The organism is Arthrobacter sp. CAU 1506, assembly GCF_005047635.1.
Lineage (GTDB): Bacteria > Actinomycetota > Actinomycetes > Actinomycetales > Micrococcaceae > Crystallibacter.
Window position 1 is genome coordinate 50,815 of the sequence record NZ_SUKC01000014.1, and the last position, 21,132, is coordinate 71,946.

Sequence of the window (21,132 nt, forward strand, 5' to 3'; positions counted from 1 at the left end):
CCGAATGAACGCCCGGGAAACACCTGCCAACCAAGCGGTGGCAGGGTTGGCCCCAGTTACCGCCGGGCCAGCCGCCGTTTGATGCGGCGCTTGATCCTCCGCCGAAGCGCCGAGGGGGTCAGGCGGACGATGCCGCGCTGCAGGTAACTTGGCCGGAATGATGCAGGTCCGGCCGCGGCGTCGTGCATCGTGGCGGTGGTGCCCGCGGTGGCATCGCCGTCTGTGCGGCCTGGGACTGTCGTACGGATCTGCACGGTTTTGCCGGTGGGGAGGGTGTAGAGTCCGCCGGCGCTGCTGAGGCTGATGGAGGCGTGGTAGGTGCCCGGCGGGAGCTGGGAGATGTCGACGCCGGTGCCTTTGCGGGTGCCGAAGTGTGCGCCGGAGTAGTCGCTGAGTGCGTCGCCGAAGACGTTGGGGTCTCCGCGGAAGCCTCCGGCGGCCAGGGTGAAGGCGTGGGTGCCTGCTGGTCTGTGCAGCACCAGGTAGTAGCGGGCGGCTTTGCTGTCGGGGATTTCCATGCCGCGGACGGCGAAGTCGCCGTCCAGGTGCACGCGCTGGCCGCGTGCCCAACTGGTGCGCAGCCGGAAGTAGGCTTCCTGCGGTGCGGTGCCGAGGACGGGCCGGACATCCAGCATGGCGCCGCCGGTTCGGGAGCGGAGGCGGTAGAGCCGCCCGTCCAGCTGGGATTCGGTGCTCAGCGGTGTTCCCGAGGTCAGCGGCAGCTCGGCCTCCCGGCCCGCGGCCGCCAGCTTCAGCCGCAGCTCGTACGTCCCGGCAGGCAGCCCGGCCAAATCGATGCCCTGGTGCTTCCGTGAGGAAAACCTAGCCAGCCGGTAATTGCAGTATGCCTCCTGGAAGTATCGGAAGGAGATGCCTGCGTCCTCGTTCCCGCCCAGCACGAACTCGTGTCGGCCATCGCCGGCCAGCACCAGCGAGCTGGCTACGTCCGCCCACTGTTCGGTGGGGTACCCGCGCAGGAACCCCACGCCCTCCGGGAATAACACAGAACCAGCCAGCCTCACGCCGGTGAGATTGGCGACGGCGGCGCCGGCCTCCCGCTGCCGGGCCAGCACCTCGTTGCCCAGCTGCGGCGCGGTCGGTTTGCCGTTGCGCACCGTGCCGTAGCGCGGCGCAACGTTCTCCGCCAGTGCGTAGAGCGTGGCCAGGATCAACGGCACGTTGTAGCGGGTCACATCCGTGTGTTCGTTGACCAGATCCGAATCGGTCTCGATGTAATTGAAGTTCGGGTACTTCGCGAACATCGCCAGCGCGGGCACTATCTGCGCCGAGTGGAACTGGTCCCGCGGGGAACTGATCAGGTAGATGTTCTTCTCCGTCTGGGTATCCGCTGCCACGGCGTCGGGCAGCAGCCGGTCCAGCTCCTGCAACTCGGCCTGCCCGCCGCCACCGGTCAGATGGGCGAAAATCTTGGGCCGGTTCCCGCGGGTATGCGTGCCGACGTAGACCTGCGGGGCGCTGGCCAGGATATTGCCGAAGCCGTACTTAATGCCTAGATACAGCGCAGAGAAGCCGCCCTTGGAGAAGCCCGCCAGGGTACATTCATTCCGGCTCAGCCCCAGCCGCTCCAGCTCGGCATCGATCAACGCGAGCACGGCCTGCTCAATGGAAAAGTCCATGTTCCGGCACAGATAGTACGCATGCTGCCCGTCGAACTTGTCCTTGATCCAGATCCAGTGCGCCTGGCTGTCGCTGGAAGCCCTGCCATCGAACTCGTAGCTGTCCAAACGTCCGACGCCCGCAAACATCACGATCAGGTGCCGTCGGTCCAGCTTCGCCGCACGCCGCTTGTACTGCACCAGCACGCCGCCATGGACAAAATCCAACTCTCGTTCGGACATGCGCCCCCAACGCCTCCATCAATGCTCAAGTAACCGGACGCACCGAAGCTACGTGGCCTTGGTGAACGGCAGGCAAACTCAATGCAGCAATCGCACCGGACACAAACGCGGTGTCCGATCAAGGTCGACCAAGGGGGCCGCTTGGCAAGCTACCCGGTGATCGACCAGGTCCGCCAAGCCCCGGCTCCCGGTGATCGACCAAGGGCCGCCAGGCCCGCGTGGAGATCTACTCGCCTAGAACTATGTTCAGCGCGTGCGCTTTGCGTGCGGTGCCGTCCACCAGTTCGGCATGCCAGACTTCCTGCGCCGCCTTCAACAGCGCAGCCGGCGTCTCAGGAGCCTTGCCGCGGCGGGTCAACAAATGCCGGGCCAGTTCGCCGCGGGTGTGCTTGGCAAAGTGGGAGACGACCGTGCGCTTGCCGTTCCGCTCCTGGAACACGTTGACCACCACGGTGCGGGCCGGCTCCGGTGTCCAGGCCGCGGAATAGGTGCTGGATCGGCAATCGACCAGCAGGTGCCCCTCGGCGTGGGCATCCAAGGTCTCGTTGAGCCGCTTCTTCCAGTAGGAGGCCAGCTTCCCGGTCTCCGGGAGCCCCACGGACATGGACAGCCGGTAGGCCGGGATGCTGTCCGCAAAGCCGATGGCACCCCAGAGCGCTGAGATGACGACGACGGCGGCGTCCGCCTTGCGTTTCTGCGTCGCCGTCATGGTGCGGTAGCCCAGGGCGTCGTATAGCACGCCGGAGTAGACGGTGTGTGCCGGGGCGGACGGCTCGTCGCGCAGCCGGGTGTTGCGCTCCACCTCCGCAGCCAACGATGCGCCGACGCCCAGCTGCGCCAGAGCGTCCGGACTGTTGCTGATGTGGGCGAGCGCCGTCAGTACTTCCTCACGCGCCGGGTTCAGTTCCGAGAACTGGAGTTCCTGCAGATCGAAGGGATGTCCCTTGGCGGCAGCGGTCTTTCCTTCGGAAGGCGGAAGCAGAATCAGCACCGTAGCAGCCTACCGTCGGACGGCGCCGCCGCACGAAAAGGGGGAGCACCGCCGTCGTCATGCTCTGAAACCGCCGCTAGGGGTCAGATTACGGGCGGTGGGGGAGCAGGCCGTATCCTGAAGGCGGGACGGGTTGGCTGGGCGATCGCGTCGGACGGGTCTGCGAAGATGCGTCCGCCGAGGAAAGTCCGGGCTCCGCAGGGCAGGGTGGTGGGTAACGCCCACTCGGGGAAACCCGCAGGCTAGTGCCACAGAAAACAGACCGCCAGGGCTGCCTTGTGCAGCACCTGGTAAGGGTGAAACGGCGGTGTAAGAGACCACCAGCGCGCCGGGCGACCGGGGCGGCTAGGTAAACCCCACCCGGAGCAAGGCCAGACAGGGCACGATTGAGGGCTGCTCGCCCGAGTGTCCGGGTAGGCCGCTTGAGGGCACCGGCAACGGTGCTCCTAGATGGATGATCGCCACCCGGCGGCGGGCAACTGCCGCAGGTGACAGAACCCGGCTCATAGGCCAACCCGTCCCATATATTCTCGCCACCAGTGGGTGGAATGGAGCCGCAGATGTGGCTGGAAGAGGCCCCGTCAGGTCAGGGGGCCGACGGGGCCGCTTCAACTGCCAAACGCAACCCCTGTGTGGGGGCAATGGCTGCGTTCGATAATGCACAGTTTCGCAGTCCTTCGCTGCGTCAGGTATCCCCAATGTTGGCTAGCGACGATGAGGTATGCGTTGAAGCGATGGCGACTCTGACGGTCCGGCGGAGGAGCGCGACGCTTTTCGTCTGGTTAAGCAGCCTTGCTCTGCGGAAGTCCTGATGCCCCTGCCTGCCCGTTATGGTCTTGTAATGTGAGGGGATGACTTCTCCGGCGTCACAGCGAAACCTTCGACTTGATACCGCCAAGGGACTTCTGATCTTCGCGGTGGTCCTTGGCCACTTCCTCGAGGAAATCGGGTCTTGGAAAGCGGACGGTACTCGGCTGGCGCTAACAGGCATCTACATGTTCCATATGCCGGCCTTCGTGTTCCTGGCCGGAGTAACCGCCAAGACCAGCCGGCTTGGCCAGCGCATCGGGACTTTCGCCGTGATTCTGGCGGCGTTCCAAGCGCTTTACTACATTTTCGTGAGTGTTCTGGGCATCGACCGGGACTTCTCCATTGAGAGACCGTTCTGGATCCTCTGGTTTCTGCTCGGGATGATGTGGTGGCTCTTGCTGCTGCCGATCATCACACGGTTTCCTAAGGCGGCCATTGCACTGTCCATCGTCGTCGCCTTGGTCGTCGGTGCTTTGGACTCGGTCGGCTATTCGTTGTCCCTCTCCCGTGCTTTGGTTTTCCTACCGTTTTTCGTGGTGGGCGCCACCCACGGGAAGCGCATTGTCCGTGTGTTGGGGGAGGCGAGCTGGGTGTGGAAAGCTGTCGCCGTTGCGGCGGCGCTCGGTGGCTGGCTGCTTGTCTGCAGTTGGGACATTCCGCACCAGTGGCTGTATGGATCCTTCAGTTTTGACCGGCTTGATACTCCGGACGTTTTGGGCCTAGGCACCAGAGCGGCGCTGCTCATCCTCGCCGCAGTCGCTATAGGTGCGCTGCTCTGCACGGCACCCAACCGGCCTGGGCTCCTTGCCAGACTCGGCCAGCACAGCCTGGCGATCTACGTCCTGCACGGTTTCGTTGTCCTTGCCGTGGCGGAGGCGCTGCCTGCTATCCAAGACATCTGGGGGAGCGCAGGCGTGCTCGCGCTTGGCCTAGTGCTGGCTGCAGTTACCACGCTGCTTCTGGCCCTGCCGGTCTTTGAGAACACCATCCGCCGTGCGTCGAGCTATGTTGTCACGAGCTACTCGGCAGCCGTTGCAAAGTCGAGCGGCGAACGGGTCGACGCCCGACAAACGTGAGGCAGTTCACCTGCAGGCGTACGCCGATGCTTCCAGCTGTCCCTAGAATGGTAAGCAGGTAGGCGTGACTGGCGTCGCTTGGGTAACCAGCGGCCAGACAACGCAGATCTCTAAGCTTCCCGCCGGCAGTTGGCGGTGGCGTGCCGCTGGAACCAGGCTGTCTGGCGAAAGCGGCGTCGTCGTGAAAATCCACGGCGGTGACAACCGGGCTCGAGGGAGAACCCGGCTGATGTAGGAAGGTAATTCTGTGAACCAGATGTCAGAGTCGGCCCTGGACGCGTGGAGCAATCGTCAGGCCCTTGCCGAAGCGATGATCCCGATGATTGGCCGGTTGTACCGGGAAAACAACGTGGTCACCTCCATCCACGGGCGCAGCCTGATCAACCAGTCCGTGGTGGGCATCCTCAAGGCGCACCGCTTCGCCCGCCAGATTGACGACGCCGAACTGCCGCTGGAAGAAACCTTCCCGGTGGTCCAGGCGCTGAGCGAGCTGGAACTCGGCGCCGGGTCGGTCGACTTGGCCCGCTTGCTGGTGAAGTTCAAGAGCGAGGCTGCCGGCACGGACCTGAAGGACTTCGTCCGTGCTGAACTGGCAGATATCGTCGGCAAGCACGGCGCGGACGAGCGCACCAGCACGGATGTGGTGCTCTACGGCTTCGGTCGCATTGGCCGGCTGTTGGCCCGCATTCTGGTGGGCCACGCCGGCGGCGGCCACGGACTGCGCCTGCGCGCCGTGGTGGTCCGCAAGGGCAGCGACGACGACCTGATCAAGCGCGCCAGCCTGCTGCGTCGCGACTCGGTGCACGGCCCGTTCGAGGGAACGATCTCCGTGGACGAAGAGAATAACACCATCCAGGCCAATGGCACGTTGATCCAGTTCATCTACTCCAACGACCCGGCCTCGGTGGACTACACCCAGTACGGCATCGAGGACGCCATCGTGGTGGACAACACCGGCAAGTGGCGCGATGAAGCAGGCCTGTCCCAGCACCTGCAGTGCCCGGGCGTCTCGCGTGTGGTGCTGACCGCACCGGGCAAGGGCGGCTTGAAGAACATCGTGCACGGCGTGAACCACACGGACATCACGGATGACGACAAGATCGTCTCCGCCGCGTCCTGCACCACCAACGCCATTACGCCGGTGCTCAAGGCCCTCAACGACAAGTACGGCATCGCTCACGGCCACGTCGAGACGGTCCACTCCTACACCAACGACCAGAACCTGATCGACAACTTCCACAAGGGCACCCGCCGCGGCCGCTCGGCAGCGCTGAACATGGTGCTGACCGAGACTGGCGCCGCCAAGGCGGTGGCCAAGGCCCTGCCGGAGCTTGAGGGCAAGCTGACCGGCAACGCCATCCGCGTCCCCACCCCGGACGTGTCGATGGCCATCTTGAACCTGAACCTGGAGCAGGACGCCACCAAGGAAGGCCTGAACGAGTACCTGCGCGGCATGTCGCTGAACTCGGACCTGCGCAAGCAGATCGACTACGTCAACTCGCCGGAAATTGTCTCCACCGACTTTGTCGGCTCGCGCCGCGCCGGCGTGGTGGACGGTCTGGCGACCATCGCCAACGGCAAGAACGCCGTGCTCTACGTCTGGTACGACAACGAGTTCGGCTACAGCTGTCAGGTGGTCCGCGTGCTGGAAGAGATCGCCGGGGTCAACCCGAAGATCTTCCCGGCCGTGATGGAGCCGGTGGCGGAAACCGTCTGACCGGACGCATCCAGCAATAACGACGGCGAAGGCCGGCGGCATGATTGCCGCCGGCCCTTGCTATGGCTTTAGCCGGACGGCGTTCCTACAATTGCGGCATGGTAGAGATGACGCGATGGGAACAGGCGCAAGCCAACCACAAGGAAGCCGAGCGGCTGCTGCACGCGGCGGAGGATGCGTATGCCCGCGGCAGCGTGCCGGAGAAGCGCGTTGATGAGCTCAAACGACTGCGCGACATTACTTTGGAGGACTTGCGCCGCTGCGAGAAGGACCACAAGTCCGGTCTCACTGACAGTTAGCGGTCCCGGCTGCTACCGCTCATTGGCGGTGCCGTGGCGCTGGTAGCAGGCCGGCTGGCAGTTCAGGGTCAGTGGCCGAACGGGTCCGGGTCGACGCCCGGCAGCCAGGTGTTGCCGGGGATGCCCCAGCCTTCTTTCCTGATGTTTTTGCGGGCGCGTTTGCTCCACCGGTCGTTGAGCCGGTCAATGTACAGCTTGCCGTCCAGATGGTCGTATTCGTGCTGCATCACGCGGGCGAACCAACCCGTTGCCTCGAAGTCCACCGGGGTGCCGTCCGCATCAAAACCGCGGACTCGGGCCCACTCTGCCCGTTTCAGCGGGTAGCTGTGACCGGGCACGGACAAGCAGCCTTCGGTTTCTTCGTCAGGGTCCGGCTCCGCGCCGGAGACCTTGCCCAGAACCAGCGTCGGGTTGACCAGCACTCCGCGGGGCGGGACATCGTCGTCGTTGGCAAACTCATAGGTGAAGATGCGCAGGCCAACGCCTACTTGGGGAGCAGCAAGGCCGACTCCGTTTGCTTCGTCCATTGTCTCGAACATGTCCGCTATCAAGGCCCGGAGTTCGTCGTCGAACGCCTCCACCTCTACGGCACGGCGGTGCAGCACCGGTTCTCCGGTGACGGTGACTGGGCGGACAGTCATTCTTCTCCTTCGTTGAGGATGGCTTCAGTGGGTGTTGCCACCGCCACGTCAACCGAGGCTATGGAACGATACCGCTACATATGCGAAGAGCCGTCCCGACGTGCGGGACGGCTCTGCTTGCCGGCTGCTGCCGGACCTTCGGGGTGAGTAACGGGGATTGAACCCGCGACCTCCTGGACCACAACCAGGCGCTCTGCCAGCTGAGCTATACCCACCATGTGCCCTCTTGTTCCTCCCGACGGGCCCCGCTCAAGCGGTTCCTGCCGGTCTCCAACCAGTAAGGCAACGCAGACCAGTTTACATGCTTTTCATCTGGCTTTTGCCACTTTAGACCATTCCCGGCGGGAAAGTGGCGTACCTAACAATCTAGGACGTCGGAGTGGCATTGATGCCGGCTGCGATCTTCTTGGCAGTAGCGGAATCCGGGCCGGGGGAGGGGACGAAGACTGCTTCGCGGTAGTACCGAAGTTCGTTGATGGAGTCCTTGATGTCTCCCAAGGCACGGTGGCCGCCGCTCTTGGCAGGGGACTGGAAATAGGCGCGGGTGAACCAGCGGCGGGACAGCTCCTTGATGGTGGAGACGTCGATGATGCGGTAATGCAAATGGTCGACGACGCGCGGCATATCCCGGGCCAAAAACGTCCGGTCCGTGCCCACGGAGTTGCCCGCAAGCTGTGCCTTGCGCGGTTCCGGGACCCACTTCGTGATGTAGTCCATCACTTTGTCTTCGGCTTCAGCCATGGTCATGCCGTGCGGGAGTTCGTCCAGCAGCTTGGATGTGGTGTGCATGGTTCGGACGAAGTCATTCATCTGGGCCAAGGCCTCGGCGCTGGGCTTGATGACAACATCGACTCCCTCACCCAGGATGGTGAGTTCCGAGTCGGTGACCAGGACGGCAACCTCGATCAGCGCATCCGCCTCGAGGTCCAGCCCGGTCATTTCGCAGTCGATCCAGACAATGTGTTCGTTAGAGATTGGCACCTGTCAAATGTATCGCGTCCTGGTCTTGCCCCGCGGGTCCGTTCTCAGGGGGCGGGCCGATGCCCGGTGCTAACATGCAGAAAGCAGCATCAGCCGCCGCCTGCTGATGCTGTGTCCGCCTGACCGTTCTGAGGCGTGCGGACCACCGCCGAGACGATGACCGCACCGGACCAGGTGTACCGACCCCGGAGTGATTGGACCGCCGAGACGATGACCGCGCAAAGACCTACGGCTGAGCCCTCTGTACCCGGGGGCAGAAGCGACGTTAGGGAGCGGTCCAGCCTGAGCATCGTCGAGGGCACTGTTGGTTCGTTCATGATGTTCTTCGGTTCTCTGGGCGTTGGCTGGCTCGCCTCGGTGTCCGAACTACGCCGCTGGCCGTTGCTGATCTTCCTCCGTGTGGAACTGGTAGGGGTCATTCTCTCGGTGATCCTGCTCGCTTTGGGCGGCATGATTTTGGTTCGCGCGTGGCTGCGTCTGGGCCAACAATTCACGGTTTGGGGTGCCGAGGCGCGCCGCGCCACGTTGACGGCGATCGTCGCTTGGGGAGCGCCATTGGCGCTGAGCATCCCGCTGTTCAGCCGCGATGTGTACGCCTATATTGCGCAGGGCAAAGTCATGGTCAACAACCTGAATCCGTACGTGGACGGGTATGACCAGCTGCAGAATTACCTGCAGACCGGCGCCGACGATCTCTGGGCGCGGAGCCCAACGCCCTACGGCCCCATATTCCTTTGGATGGAAGAGTTCATCGTCTGGCTCAGCGGCGGGCACCCGGAATACTCCATCGTGATGTTCCGGATCCTCGCGATTTTAGGCGCCGCCATGTGCGTCTACTACGGCCCGAAACTCGCGGAGCTGCACGGGATCAATCCAAACCGCGCGCTCTGGCTGGCCTGTGCTAACCCGCTGTTCCTGACCACGTTTATTGCCAGCATTCACAACGATGCGTTGATGCTCGGACTCGCCCTGGCAGGTCTGTACTACGCAGCCACCCGCCGGGCGCTACTGGGCATCCTGCTGGTGACACTCTCCATAGGCATCAAGCCGATCACGCTGATCTTCCTGCCGTTTGTCGGGCTGTTGTGGGCGGGCAAGGGTGCCAGTTGGCCGCGGAAGTTCGGCTATTGGACCATGACCGCGGCCCTATCCTTCGGGCTGCTCGCAGTGCTCGGTGCGATCAACGGACTTGGCTTCGGCTGGATCGGAGCACTCAGCCAGCAGGGCGCCGGTCTGATGATCTGGTACGCACCGGTTGGACTGCTGGGCATCTTGCTGGGGCTGGTGGCCGGGGGACTGGGGTTCGACGGCGCTGCGGTGCAGTCGGCGGTTTACACGGCCGGAAAAGTGGTGGCGGTGCTCATAGTGCTCTACACCATGTTCCGAGGCGGCTACGACCGGATTGTCCGGCGGCTGGCGCTGGCACTGGCCGCAGTGGTGCTGCTGGGCCCGATGATTCAGCCGTGGTACATCGTCTGGCTGCTACCGCTCTTCGCCGCCACCGGGATCCGGAATGACTGGCAGGTCCGCACCGTCTATGCGGTGACCTCGTTCCTCATGATTTACGCGATCACGGACCAGCTGGATATCTTCCCGTACATCGAGTTCAACCTGGACATGGCCCGGCTCCTAGCCTGCATCGTGGCGGTCGCCTTCGCCCTGTACCTGGTGTTCGTGGACCCGAAAACCCGCAAACTCTTCCGCAAGAAATACGCCGATGCAGACGACCAGCGCCTCTTCTGAGGCCCTGATCTGCGTCCGGCACCTACTTAGGAGACCGTAGGCCCCATGACCAACGACGCCGAACACATCATCGCCGCAGACTTTGACGTCACCGACTGGGTTCCCGAGCCGTACGAAGTCGAAGGAACCAACTCGGATCTCAGTCGCGTCCTCGTGACCAAGGTTTTTGACGGGTTAATCACAGGAACCAGCCGCGCCGAGTTGCTCATGGCCGGGAACGCGACCGGCGCCGGCTACGTAGCGTCCGAGGTCTTCACCGGATCTGTGGACGGCCGTGAAGGCACCATGGTGATCCAACACTGGGGCCTTGCCGAGGGCGAAGCCGCGGCAAGCGACGGCCACATCATTCCTGGTTCCGGCACGGGCGCCCTTGAAGGAATTGTGGGGAAAGCCATCTATGTCCAAGACGCAGCAGGGCAGCACAGCCTTGAACTGCGGGTGTTCTTCCGCGAGGACGAGTCCGCAGTTCGGAGTTGAATCAACTAAACTCGGTAGGTGCACCGCCGGTCCCTCTGGGATGGCGACGCTGCCATCCAAGCGTGAGTAAGGGAAACTACCTGGCATGAGCCTTGCCGAATATGCGAGCGAGAACCGCCTCCACCGAGTCGGCGCCCGGCCCTCGCTGTTCCGATACTTATCGGAAGCATGGGCCCGTCGCGACTTTGCCGTCGCCATGGCGCGGGGGAAGATCGAGGCGTCCAACCAGCGCAACCGGCTCGGCATGCTCTGGATCTTCATCAAGCCCACGTTGAATGCGCTGATGTACGGGGCGATCTTCGGCATCCTGCAAGGCGCTAACCGTCCGGAAAACTTCCCGATGTACGTGGTGATCGGTGTTTTTCTCTTCGAGTTCTTTGCCAACTCGATGAATAACGGCGCCAAGTCCATCACCGGAAACGGCGCCTTGGTGCAGTCGCTGGCCTTCCCTCGCATCACATTGCCCGTGTCGACGGTGATCCAGCAGTTGATGACACTTGTGCCAATGCTCGCAGTGATGTTTATCTACATCCTGATCTTGGGCGCGCCGATCAGTGCCGAATGGCTGCTGATCATTCCGTTGGTGGCGATCTTCACCGTCTTCAACCTGGGCGTAGCGCTCATTACCGCCAGAATGACTGTCCATGTTAGAGACTTGACCCAATTGCTCCCACTCGTCACGCGGATCTTGTTTTACACGTCGGGCGTCCTGTTTGCGATCGACCGCATCCTAAGATCACACCCGTGGGCGGTCACACTTTTCGACTTCCATCCGCTGCATGAAATCCTCTCAATTGCCCGAGGAATCCTGATGCCGGGGACGGACTACGATCCGATGTACTGGCTCTACTTTTCCATTTGGTCCGTGGCGGTCTTTGTAGCCGGTGTCTTGTTCTTTTGGGTAGCGGAGGAGCGGTATGGCCGAGTCGACTAAGACAGGGGAAGAGTTGATCGGCACAGAGGCGGCAGCCGACAGGCGAAAACCCGTGGTTGTTGTAGACGACCTCCACGTGAAGTACTACGTTCACGCGGGTGGCAAGAAGGTCAAAGAGACTGGACGCTCACTCCTGCAGCGGGGCGCTGGCAGGGTGCGTACGGTCCATGCGCTCAGGGGCGTCTCGTTCACGGCCTATGAGAATGAGTCCATCGGCGTCATCGGCGCCAACGGTTCCGGCAAATCCACCCTGATGCGTACCCTGGTGGGCCTCACTCCGCCTGCGCAGGGCGCCGTTTATGCGTCGTCTAGACCCAATCTTTTGGGCGTGGGGGCGGCCTTGATCCCTGACCTTTCGGGAGAAAAGAACATCCAGTTGGGCGGTTTGGCTCTGGGGTATTCCAAGCAGGAGATCAGCAAACTCCGCGACGATATCGTGGAGTTCGCGGAGCTCGAAGACTTCATTGACCTGCCCATGCGCACCTACTCGTCGGGCATGCAGGCTCGCTTGAAGTTCGCTATTGCAGCCTCGAAGCAGCACGAGATCCTGATCGTCGACGAAGCCCTCGCTGTGGGGGATCAGCGTTTCCGTGAACGCAGCGAAGCGCGGATCCGCGAGATCCGCGAGAACGCCGGCACCGTGTTTCTGGTCTCACATTCCATGAAATCCATTCTGGACACCTGCAGCCGGGTCATCTGGATCAACAAGGGCGTCCTGGAGATGGACGGCGATCCCAAGGAAGTCGTGGCCGCCTACCGGGAGTCCAGGAAATAGTGGCTTCTGCATCCGCCTTGCCTCCGTTGGAGGAGCGTCCTGGCGTTTCCTACATCATGCCGGTCCTCAACGAGGCTGCGCATATCCAGGACGCCGTCCAGAGCATCCTGGGACAGGAATACGACGGGCCCAAAGAAGTGGTACTCGCGCTCGGCCCTTCAACGGATGGCACCAACCGGATCGTTGCCGATCTCCAGGCTCAGGAGCCGCGGCTGCGCAGCGTCGCCAGCCCTACCGGCCGGACGCCGGCCGGCCTCAACCTTGCTCTTCAAGCCTCCAAGAACCCAGTCATTGTCCGGGTGGATGCGCACACTGAACTGGAACCGCACTACACCTCCCGAGCCGTGGAAACCCTCCGCCGCACCGGTGCAGCAGATGTCGGCGGGCTCATGGATGCCCAAGGGAAAACCGCATTCCAGCGGGCGGTGGCCGCCGCGTACGTGTCCCCGCTGGGACTAGGGGGTGCCGCCTACCATAGCGGTGCGCCCGAGGGCCCAGCCGAGTCCGCCTATCTGGGGGTCTTCAGACGCGAAGTCTTCGACGAAGTGGGACTTTTTGAGGAGACCCTGTGGCGCGGACAGGACTGGGACATGTGCCTGCGGCTGCGGCAGGCCGGCTTCGACGTCTGGTTCGACCCAGAGCTGAAGGTCACTTATTGGCCGCGGGCCAACTTCGGCAAGCTCGTCCGGCAGTTCTATGCGGCCGGGATCTGGCGTGCAGAACTTGCCCGACGGCATCGGGAAGGAAAGTCCCTACGGCACTTCATGCCCCCGCTGTTGGTGGCGGGCTTGGCGGCCGGCGCTTCAGGCGCTGTGCTCGCGGCCACGGGTGCCACCCGTCACTCTCCTGCCTGGTTGAAGTACCCGACGGCTGCCGCCGGCTTGCTTCCCGCCCTCTACGCTGCGGGTATCGCCTACGCGTCCGCCACCATGTCGGGCCAACTAGGCAAGCCGGAACGCCTTCGCTTGCTGGCGGTGCTGCCTGGCATCCATGTCAGCTGGGGCTTGGGCTACCTTCGCGGCCGGCTCTTCGGCGCCGCTGGCACTGTCGACACCAGCCGGAGGAAGTCGTGACCGGCACCACCCGCCCGGCTCATCCCACGCTTGAGCAGTTGCGCGCCGTCGCCCAGCCGCCGGAGGTGCGCAGCCGAAAGAATGCCGAGCACTGGACCGCCGAGCTGTACCTGCGGCACATCTCTATCTACCTAACCAGCGCGCTGGTGCGTACCCCCATCAGCGCCAACGGCGTCACCGGGCTGATGATCCTGTCCGGCTGGGCGATCTCGGCCTGCCTGCTCATCCCAGGCATCTGGGGTCCGCTGCTGGCGGTGTTCTTCTCGCAGCTTCAGTTGTACTTCGACTGCAGTGATGGGGAAGTGGCGCGCTGGCGTGGCACTCAGAGCCCGAAGGGCATCTTCCTGGACAAGATCGGCCATTACACCACCGAAGGATTGATACCCCTCGCGCTGGGACTGCGTTGCCTTGGGGACCTTGGCCTGCTTGGCAGTGATCCGGGACAGGCGTATTTCCTTCTCTTCCTTGGCGCAGTGCTGGCGTTCCTGATCGTGCTGAACAAGGCGCAGAACGAGATGGTCCACGCTTCCCGGGCGCTGGCCGGTCTGGATAAGCTGCCGGACACCGCCGCGGCGAAGGCAGTTCCGTCAGCGACTCTGGTCGGACGGTTACGCCGGTTGGCCCGGTTCCTGCCCTTCCACCGGGTGCTGCATTCGGTGGAAATGAGCCTGATGATCTTGGCAGCCTCAGTGGTTTCGTTGGTTGCAGGCGTTCCGGTGTTGGGGGAGCGCTGGCTGCTTTACGTGATGGTGCCAGCCGTGCTGCTGGTCAACATCGGCCACTTCGTGGCTATTATGGCGTCACCGAGGCTGAAGAAGTGAGCGCTACAGTGCCGGAGAAACGTTCAACAGCGCCCCGAGACTCCACTGTGGCGCCAACCTTCGGTGTTGTCATCTTGACCCAAGGCACGCGGCCGGATGATCTGCAGCGCGGCTTTGCCTCACTTCAATCCCAGCGTGGCGTCAGCCTTGACGTGGTCGTGGTCGGTAACGGTTGGATGCCCGAAGGGCTGCCCCCAGCCTTCAAGACCCTGCACCTAGAGGAGAACCTGGGGATCCCGGCAGGTCGCAATGCCGGCGTTCCGCACGTCTCGGGGGACTTCCTCTTCTTCCTCGACGACGATGCGTGGCTGCCGGATGAGGACTTCCTTCTCTCATGCGCACAACTGTTCCGGGACCGGACAGACATCGGCATGATCCAGCCCCGGATCGAAGATCCGGCGGACCCTGACGCGCCGCAGCGGTGGATCCCGCGGCTGCGGAAGGGTAGCGCCCACGCGTCCAGCAACGTGTTTTCCGTCGTCGAGATGGCCATCGCCATGCGCCGCGACGTGTTTGATCGCACCGGCGGCTGGCCCTCTACCTTCTGGTACGCCCACGAAGGAATTGAATTCGCCTGGCGGGTCTGGGACACCGGATTCCGCACCTGGTACGCCGGGGATTTGCGCGCAGGACACCCGGTGATTGATCCCCGCCGGCACGAGGAATTTTTCCGACTCAACGCCCGCAATAGGGTCTGGCTGGCCCGGCGCAACCTGCGTTGGCCCTTCAGTTGGGCGTACGTCGGGTCCTGGACGCTCGTCCAGGTCCTGCGATCCCGGAAAGAATTGGGCCAGCTCAAACCGTGGTTCGCCGGTTGGCGAGCCGGCTGGCAGCAGGACCCGTGGGGGCCAGGGGAGAACAGGCGAAAGCTTAAGTGGTCTACCATCATCCGGATGGGTGCTTCGGGCCGCTGGCCGGTGATCTAGCCACACCGGCACCGTGGGTAGTGACTCCTGCCCTAAGATGGCATGCAGACAAAACTGAGGCTAATGGAAGAGGCGGGGTAACGCTGGTGGGGAAAACGGTTCTTACATATGGAACATTTGACTTGTTCCATATCGGTCACTTGAACATTCTCAAGAGGCTCAGTGAACTGGGGGACCGACTGATCGTTGGTGTGTCCACCGATGAGTTCAACGCCATCAAGGGCAAGAAACCGGTGGTCCCGTTCGAGCAGCGGATTGAGATTGTCCGTGCACTTAGCTGCGTGGACATGGCAATACCTGAGAGTAACTGGGCACAGAAGCGCGAGGACATCGAGAAATACAGCGTCGATGTTTTTGGCATCGGTGAGGACTGGAAGGGCAAGTTCGACGACCTGGAAGACAAGGTTGAGGTCGTCTATCTGCCGCGGACCAGCGGCATCTCGACCACCGAGATGAAGCGAGTCCTGAGTGCCTTCGACGAGCGTCACGTCGAGGAGCTGAAGCGGACGCTGGACAGCATCAGCCAGATCGTCAAAGAGCTCAGCTAGAGATGGCCGCTGCTACAAACGAGCTGACGGTTGGCTTCGCCACCGCCCTCAAGACACTGAAAAGCGATACTAAGAGCCTGGCGTCAAATCTCGTCCTCGGCATACTGGCCGTCGCCGGCTGCGCCTTGGTGCTCGCATCCTCGTCCATCCCGCAAGCATTCCTCGGTACGGCAGTCGCCGGACTGGCTTACTTGGTCATTCTCTGGCTAAAGCGCCGCTCCCTTCGGCGTGTGAACCGCGGGAGGCTTCTGGCCACCTACGTTTCATTGCGCGTCGTGTTGGCGATCACTGCGGCGGGCTTCTACGCCCGTGTTGTCCCGGACAGCGCGGCATGGAGTTGGGCGGCGCTCGGCCTGACCACCATCGTCGTACTGCAGGAGCCTGTGCTCAAGCGCATCCTGGGCGGAAAGCGGCAGCAAGCGGCGAACTTGCCGGGCGCGGCAGCGACGCCCAAGCGCCCCTTTGCCGCAGGCAACATCACCCGCAACACATTGGCGATCATCGGGCTGGCCGTGATGCTGGCCGTTTTCCGGGCTCCCGGGTGGATCGTGTTTATTCTGGGGCTGGCCCAGTTGGTACCTGTTTTCCGGGTGCTGAACTACGCCTTCGTCTCCCTGGCCGTTAGCAAACGAAACTATGACCGGCTGCCAAGCTTGTTGAAGTCACACAAGCCGGAGTTCGCCGTCTACTATGCCGCGCTGAAAGGCGCCGAGTACCAGCTGGGCATGTGGCTTCCGTACCTGGAACGGCTGGATCGACCTTTCGTCGTCATCACCAAGAACCCGGCGACGGTACCGGTCATCGCACGCCTCACCTCCGCACCAGTTGTCAGCGTCATGGAAGGTGCAGTCGGCGCTCTGGACCGTTTGGTTGTCCCTACCCTGCAGGCTGCCTACTACGTCCAGGGAAGTCCGGGTAACGCCGCGTTTCAGCGCTACCGCAAGCTGACCCACATCTGGCTTAACCACGGGGACTCGGACAAGGAAGCAAATTTCCACCCCCGACACGCGACCTACGACAAGCTTTTCGTCTGCGGGGAGCAGGGGGTGGCCCGCTACGCGACCCACGGCATCGATATTCCGCGGGAGAAGTTCGAATTGGTCGGCCGGCCGCAGGTCGAAAACATCGAATTCCGCGAAGATGCAATCGTTCCGGCCGAGCCGACGGTGCTTTATGCTCCAACGTGGCAGGGCGGTCGTCCCAGTACCAGTTACTCGTCCCTGCCCATCGGCCCCGAGATCGTCACAGCGCTTTTGGCACGCAGCGCAACGGTGGTCTTCCGTCCGCACCCGTTGAGCTACGGCATTCCTGCCGATAAGAAGCAGGTGCTGAAGATCCATGAGCTACTGCGGAAGGATGCCCAAACCTCCGGACGCAAACATGTCTTCGGTCGCGCCGCCGAGAAGGACCTCGACGTCGCTGGTTGCTTCAACCTCTCGGACGCCTTGGTCACGGATGTTTCAAGCATTGCCTCCGAGTACTTGGCTTCGGGCAAACCATTCGCGATGGCAGCCATCACGTCCGGCGGCGATGCGTTCCTGCGGGAGTTCCCGACGGCACAGGTTGCGTACGTCATCGAGAAGGACCTCTCCACGCTGACGCCGGCTCTGGAGGGGCTGCTGGGCGCCGACCCCTTGGCAGCCAAGCGTGCCGATCGCCGCCGGTACTGCCTGGGCGACATTATCGGTCCTCAGGCAGCTGAGCCCTTCGTCGAGGCCTCCTTGGCCATCATCGACGGAGTGGCAGCTGCCAAGTCCTCAGTGGGTTAGCGGGACGCCTGTACGTCACAGGTTCTCTTTTGCGAACTCGGCGACTAAGATCGCGCTACGGTTAAAGGTTACTGCTCGACGTCCAGCATCTAATCTCGCCGCTCCAATATCCCTCTGGCTCTACAAGGAAGCAATGTGGCACGACGTATCCTGGCTCTGTTGATTGCGGTGCTCCTGGCCGGAGGAGCGGTCCAAGTGGCGATGCCTGCGGCCCAAGCGGCGGCACTGGCGAAGCCCACAGGGGTAACCGTTACTGAGATCAACTTCGAGAGCTTCGTCTTCCGCTGGAAACCGGTAGCTGGCGCCACGAGTTACACGGGGAAGCTGGCAACCAATGCCAAGTTCACCAAGGGAGTCCAGCACTTCAAGACCAGCAAGTCCACCCGTAAGCCCATTCGTCTGAAGAACTGCACGACTTACTACTTCAAGGTCAGGGCAAACAAGGGTTCGGCTTCGGGCAGTTACTCGGCCGTTAAGAAGGTAACGCTGGACTGCTTCTGGCCGCGCGAGTTCTCCACCATCAAAGTGGTGCCCAAGTCCGGAACCAGCATCGCTCTCAAATGGAAAAAGCCGCAGTACGCCACCCGCTTCGAGATCTGGCGCTCGACCGAGCGGGACTTCAGCGCCAACCTGGTCAAGGTGAAGACCAGCAAAGACTGGTATCTGGATACCAACTTCAAGGCATCCAAGCCGGGCAAGAGCTACTTCTACCGGATCCTGGCCTTCAACAAGTCCAACACCAAGAACGTCCGGTACTCGCCGAAGCTCGAGGCCAATCTGAAAACGTCCGTGCCCCAGGGGCTGAAGGTGGTCGGGACCTCGCCAAACGGTGCCACGCTGAGTTGGAACACCGCGTGGAACGCCCGCCAGTATGAAGTCAGGGCTGCCACAGATACCGGCTTCACCACCAACGTGAAAACCCTGAAGACAACCGATGGCAGCAACCGACTGACCTTCAACACGCTTGGATCTGGCAAGAAGTACTACTTCCAGGTTAGGGCTGTCAATGGCGTGAAGGAAAACGTCGTCCGCAGTACGTACAGCGCAACAGTCTACGGGGCGACGCTCCGTGCTGGCGTTCCCCTGACAGTGATGTCGTTCAACGTCAAGTCTGCGAAGTATGACGACGGCGTGAGCAGCCGCCGCTGGAACAACCGCAAGCCGGCCATTGCGTCCACGATTGCCGGCAGTGGGGCAGACGTGGTGGGTGTGCAGGAAGCGTATGCCTCCGATAATTATCCGGGCGGAGACGGAGTCACACCCCAATGGGAGGACCTTCGCCGGACCTTGGCTCCGAAAGGTTACCAACGTGCGCTGACCGGAACGGACGGCGTTTACTCTTACAGCCAATGCAAGAAGGACGGGTGTTGGAAGGACGAATACAAGCTCGACGGCAACCACATCTTCTACAAGACAGCTACCGTGAAGCCAATCGGGAAGGGCGGCAGCATCAGCCTGCCCAACCCGGACAACCGGGGGAGCGGGTACACCGCTTCGTGGCAGGTCTTCGAGAAGCGTGACGGGAGCGGTGTTCGTTTCGCGGCCGTGGATACTCATCTCTACTCATCAGGAATCACTAAGCGGGGCGTCTACGAGGACCGACGGACCGCTCAGGTCAAAGCTATTCTCAGCACGCTGAAGAACAACGCAGAGCTGGCAGACTTGCCCGTCGTGCTCCTTGGCGACCTAAACTCGCACGGAGGACACAAACCGGTCTCGACGTTCCTGGCCGGGGGTTTTGCGGACACCGCTGGGCTCGACGTCCCCCAAACCAAGGCAAACTTCAACAGCAGCCATGGTTTCCAGAATCCCCCACCGAGCACGTTCGGCACCCAGATCGACTACGTCTTGGTCTCCAAAGACGTGGCAGTGAAGAAGTGGGAGCTCGTCGCGAATATTGATCCGAAGACAGGCAAGTTTGTGGGAACGATTCCTTCGGATCACCACGCGATTAAGGCGGTCGTGACCCTGCCCCGGTAGACATCGGGGCAGCCTGCTGGTCAGTCGCGTTCGACACACAGGCGTCGGAGGCTACGGCGCGGAACGGGAAGGACCCGCACGCCTTGGCAAAGTGGCATGTGAATAGCCGGTAAACTGTTCCGGGCGACGCCCAACGAATTGATTAATTAGGAGTAAGTCTTTGTCTCAGCTACGGAACGTTGCAGTTGTACTAGCCGGAGGCGTCGGGTCGCGTGTGGGCCTGAATATTCCCAAGCAGTTGATCAAAATCGCTGGCCGTCCGATCATGGAACACACGCTCGACGTCCTCAACAGTCATCCCGCCATTGACGAGGTCCTGGTCATGATGACTCCTGGATACCTGGACAAGGTGCGAGAGATTGTCAAGCGCAACGACTTCGCCAAGGTCACCCAGATTCTCGAAGGCGCTGACAACCGCAACGACACCACGCAGCGGGCCCTAGCTGCTCTGGATGACGAGGAGTGCAATGTCATCCTTCACGACGCTGTTCGCCCCCTTCTCTCACCGCGCATCGTCACCGACGTGGTCAAGGCCTTGGATACGCACGGCGCAGTCGATGTCGCCATCCCTTCCGCAGATACCATCATTTCCGTGGCAGGCACCGAGGTCGACGGCTACCCCGTGATCAGTTCGGTCCCGCCGCGGGCAATGCTGCGCCGCGGCCAGACCCCGCAGGCGTTTAAGCTCAGCGTCATCCGGTCGGCCTACGCTGAAGCAGCCAAGGATCCGGATTTCGCAGCTACGGACGACTGCACGGTCGTGCTGAAATACAACTCGGATGTCCCGGTGGCGGTCGTCCACGGCGACGACCGGAACATGAAGGTCACCGAGCCGATCGACATCTACATCGCGGACAAGCTCTTCCAGCTCACCAGCAATGATGTGCAGGCCCCCTTGAACGAAGAGGGGTACAGGGCAGCCCTGGAGGGCAAGACCGTTGTGGTGTTCGGCGGCTCCTACGGCATCGGTGCCGACATCGCTGCTATGGCCGCACGTTACGGGGCTACGGTCAAAGCTTTTTCCCGATCCACCACCAAGACCCACGTGAATCGTCGTGAGGACTTGATTGCGGCCCGAGATCAAGTCCTCGCCGAAACCGGACGCGTAGATTACGTGGTCAACACTGCTGGCGTTCTTCCGCGTGGGCTACTGAGTGAAACCTCGGACGAGACCATTTATGAGGCGACCGAGATCAATTACATCGGTCCGGTACTGGTAGCCCAGACCTTCTACCCAGAACTCAAGAAGACCGGCGGGTCTCTTCTTCTCTTTACATCGAGTTCTTATACCCGCGGGCGGGCTAGCTATAGTCTCTACAGCTCTGCCAAGGCCGCCACTGTAAACCTCACGCAAGCCCTGGCTGACGAATGGTCCGAAGACGGCGTCCGCGTCAACTGTGTCAACCCGGAACGCACTGGGACTCCAATGCGGACGAAAGCTTTCGGAGCGGAAGATCCGACCGGACTTCTAGAGTCGGAGACTGTTGCCCAAGCCTCCCTTGACGTTCTTGTTTCCCTAAAGACAGGCCACGTGATCGACGTCCGCAAGAGTGACCCGATGGCCATGGAAAACATACTGTCGATTCAAGACCAAGCCTGAGTAGTTGAGGCTGCTACCGCCGAGTCTGCCGAACCGGTGCAATCGCTGCAACGACCGCTCGCGCTCGGCAGTGGGGACGTCAGGTGGAGAGCAGCCGATCAGGTCCGCAAGT

The 21,132-nt window shown here is 62.2% G+C and carries 18 protein-coding genes, 1 tRNA gene and 1 other RNA gene; 15 read left to right on the forward strand and 5 right to left on the reverse strand.

Translation table 11 applies throughout. The features are described 5' to 3' along the window. Positions 1–56: 56 nt before the first annotated feature. On the reverse strand, positions 57–1,859 hold the full coding sequence (locus E4J89_RS15090) for a hypothetical protein (RefSeq protein WP_136786975.1): 1,803 nt from the start codon (positions 1,857–1,859) through the stop codon (positions 57–59). Positions 1,860–2,085: 226 nt separating this feature from the next. After that, entirely contained in the window at positions 2,086–2,850 is a 765-nt protein-coding gene (locus E4J89_RS15095; RefSeq protein WP_136786976.1) for a peroxide stress protein YaaA, read from the reverse strand. A 129-nt stretch (positions 2,851–2,979) separates the two neighbouring features. On the opposite strand from E4J89_RS15095, the gene rnpB reads away from it, so the two are divergent. The 4 genes from rnpB (at position 2,980) to E4J89_RS15115 (ending at position 6,752) form a co-directional block, all read left to right on the forward strand. Beyond that, an RNA gene (gene rnpB, locus E4J89_RS15100) (RNase P RNA component class A) lies at positions 2,980–3,372 on the forward strand. Positions 3,373–3,701: 329 nt separating this feature from the next. Then, the gene (locus E4J89_RS15105) at positions 3,702–4,736 is read left to right on the forward strand and encodes an acyltransferase family protein (RefSeq protein WP_136786977.1); all 1,035 of its coding nucleotides are present in this window, start codon (positions 3,702–3,704) and stop codon (positions 4,734–4,736) included. A gap of 256 nt (positions 4,737–4,992) precedes the next feature. After that, positions 4,993–6,453 carry a glyceraldehyde-3-phosphate dehydrogenase gene (locus tag E4J89_RS15110; protein WP_136787017.1) on the forward strand — a complete coding sequence of 487 codons (1,461 nt, stop codon included), beginning with the start codon at positions 4,993–4,995 and terminating at the stop codon, positions 6,451–6,453. Between the two features lie 98 nt (positions 6,454–6,551). Continuing rightward, positions 6,552–6,752, forward strand: coding sequence for a hypothetical protein (locus E4J89_RS15115; protein WP_136786978.1), 201 nt, complete (start codon positions 6,552–6,554; stop codon positions 6,750–6,752). Positions 6,753–6,820: 68 nt separating this feature from the next. Here E4J89_RS15115 and def read toward each other — a convergent pair whose 3' ends face one another. The 3 genes from def to orn all read right to left on the reverse strand — a co-directional run bounded on the left by def (position 6,821) and on the right by orn (position 8,374). Next, positions 6,821–7,393, reverse strand: a complete 573-nt coding sequence (gene def, locus E4J89_RS15120) for a peptide deformylase (RefSeq protein WP_136786979.1) — start codon at positions 7,391–7,393, stop codon at positions 6,821–6,823. Between the two features lie 142 nt (positions 7,394–7,535). After that, positions 7,536–7,608, reverse strand: a tRNA-His gene (locus tag E4J89_RS15125). 151 nt (positions 7,609–7,759) lie between these two features. Continuing rightward, the gene (gene orn, locus E4J89_RS15130; protein WP_136786980.1) at positions 7,760–8,374 is read right to left on the reverse strand and encodes an oligoribonuclease; all 615 of its coding nucleotides are present in this window, start codon (positions 8,372–8,374) and stop codon (positions 7,760–7,762) included. A 210-nt stretch (positions 8,375–8,584) separates the two neighbouring features. On the opposite strand from orn, the gene mptB reads away from it, so the two are divergent. From mptB to E4J89_RS15185, 11 genes are all read left to right on the forward strand, one after another. Continuing rightward, complete coding sequence (gene mptB / locus E4J89_RS15135) at positions 8,585–10,117, forward strand: polyprenol phosphomannose-dependent alpha 1,6 mannosyltransferase MptB (protein ID WP_169304027.1); 1,533 nt, start codon at positions 8,585–8,587, stop codon at positions 10,115–10,117. A 45-nt stretch (positions 10,118–10,162) separates the two neighbouring features. Then, entirely contained in the window at positions 10,163–10,594 is a 432-nt protein-coding gene (locus tag E4J89_RS15140) for a DUF3224 domain-containing protein (protein WP_136786981.1), read from the forward strand. Between the two features lie 85 nt (positions 10,595–10,679). Beyond that, on the forward strand, positions 10,680–11,528 hold the full coding sequence (locus E4J89_RS15145) for an ABC transporter permease (RefSeq protein WP_136786982.1): 849 nt from the start codon (positions 10,680–10,682) through the stop codon (positions 11,526–11,528). Further along, positions 11,512–12,303 carry an ABC transporter ATP-binding protein gene (locus E4J89_RS15150; RefSeq protein ID WP_136786983.1) on the forward strand — a complete coding sequence of 264 codons (792 nt, stop codon included), beginning with the start codon at positions 11,512–11,514 and terminating at the stop codon, positions 12,301–12,303. Before E4J89_RS15145 ends, E4J89_RS15150 begins: the two co-directional genes overlap by 17 nt. Continuing rightward, on the forward strand, positions 12,303–13,376 hold the full coding sequence (locus tag E4J89_RS15155; protein WP_136786984.1) for a glycosyltransferase family 2 protein: 1,074 nt from the start codon (positions 12,303–12,305) through the stop codon (positions 13,374–13,376). Before E4J89_RS15150 ends, E4J89_RS15155 begins: the two co-directional genes overlap by 1 nt. After that, entirely contained in the window at positions 13,373–14,197 is an 825-nt protein-coding gene (locus tag E4J89_RS15160) for a CDP-alcohol phosphatidyltransferase family protein (RefSeq protein WP_136786985.1), read from the forward strand. Before E4J89_RS15155 ends, E4J89_RS15160 begins: the two co-directional genes overlap by 4 nt. After that, complete coding sequence (locus tag E4J89_RS15165) at positions 14,194–15,123, forward strand: glycosyltransferase (protein ID WP_240691918.1); 930 nt, start codon at positions 14,194–14,196, stop codon at positions 15,121–15,123. Before E4J89_RS15160 ends, E4J89_RS15165 begins: the two co-directional genes overlap by 4 nt. A gap of 86 nt (positions 15,124–15,209) precedes the next feature. Further along, on the forward strand, positions 15,210–15,671 hold the full coding sequence (locus E4J89_RS15170) for an adenylyltransferase/cytidyltransferase family protein (protein ID WP_136786986.1): 462 nt from the start codon (positions 15,210–15,212) through the stop codon (positions 15,669–15,671). 2 nt (positions 15,672–15,673) lie between these two features. Continuing rightward, a complete protein-coding gene (locus E4J89_RS15175; RefSeq protein WP_136786987.1) occupies positions 15,674–17,440 on the forward strand; it encodes a CDP-glycerol glycerophosphotransferase family protein in 1,767 nt (588 codons plus the stop codon). 201 nt (positions 17,441–17,641) lie between these two features. Continuing rightward, positions 17,642–19,420: an endonuclease/exonuclease/phosphatase family protein gene (locus E4J89_RS15180; protein ID WP_240691924.1), complete on the forward strand. Its 1,779-nt coding sequence runs from the start codon at positions 17,642–17,644 to the stop codon at positions 19,418–19,420. A gap of 160 nt (positions 19,421–19,580) precedes the next feature. After that, complete coding sequence (locus E4J89_RS15185) at positions 19,581–21,020, forward strand: bifunctional cytidylyltransferase/SDR family oxidoreductase (RefSeq protein ID WP_136786989.1); 1,440 nt, start codon at positions 19,581–19,583, stop codon at positions 21,018–21,020. Positions 21,021–21,132: the final 112 nt, after the last annotated feature.

Excerpts from the sequence above, each read along its gene's own strand:
- E4J89_RS15090 (WP_136786975.1), bottom strand. The coding sequence starts at position 1,859 with ATGTCCGAACGAGAGTTGGATTTTGTCCATGGCGGCGTGCTGGTGCAG.
- E4J89_RS15105 (WP_136786977.1), top strand. The coding sequence starts at position 3,702 with ATGACTTCTCCGGCGTCACAGCGAAACCTTCGACTTGATACCGCCAAG.
- E4J89_RS15110 (WP_136787017.1), top strand. The coding sequence starts at position 4,993 with ATGTCAGAGTCGGCCCTGGACGCGTGGAGCAATCGTCAGGCCCTTGCC.
- E4J89_RS15115 (WP_136786978.1), top strand. The coding sequence starts at position 6,552 with ATGGTAGAGATGACGCGATGGGAACAGGCGCAAGCCAACCACAAGGAA.
- def (WP_136786979.1), bottom strand. The coding sequence starts at position 7,393 with ATGACTGTCCGCCCAGTCACCGTCACCGGAGAACCGGTGCTGCACCGC.
- mptB (WP_169304027.1), top strand. The coding sequence starts at position 8,585 with ATGACCGCGCAAAGACCTACGGCTGAGCCCTCTGTACCCGGGGGCAGA.
- E4J89_RS15140 (WP_136786981.1), top strand. The coding sequence starts at position 10,163 with ATGACCAACGACGCCGAACACATCATCGCCGCAGACTTTGACGTCACC.
- E4J89_RS15145 (WP_136786982.1), top strand. The coding sequence starts at position 10,680 with ATGAGCCTTGCCGAATATGCGAGCGAGAACCGCCTCCACCGAGTCGGC.
- E4J89_RS15150 (WP_136786983.1), top strand. The coding sequence starts at position 11,512 with ATGGCCGAGTCGACTAAGACAGGGGAAGAGTTGATCGGCACAGAGGCG.
- E4J89_RS15175 (WP_136786987.1), top strand. The coding sequence starts at position 15,674 with ATGGCCGCTGCTACAAACGAGCTGACGGTTGGCTTCGCCACCGCCCTC.
- E4J89_RS15180 (WP_240691924.1), top strand. The coding sequence starts at position 17,642 with ATGCCTGCGGCCCAAGCGGCGGCACTGGCGAAGCCCACAGGGGTAACC.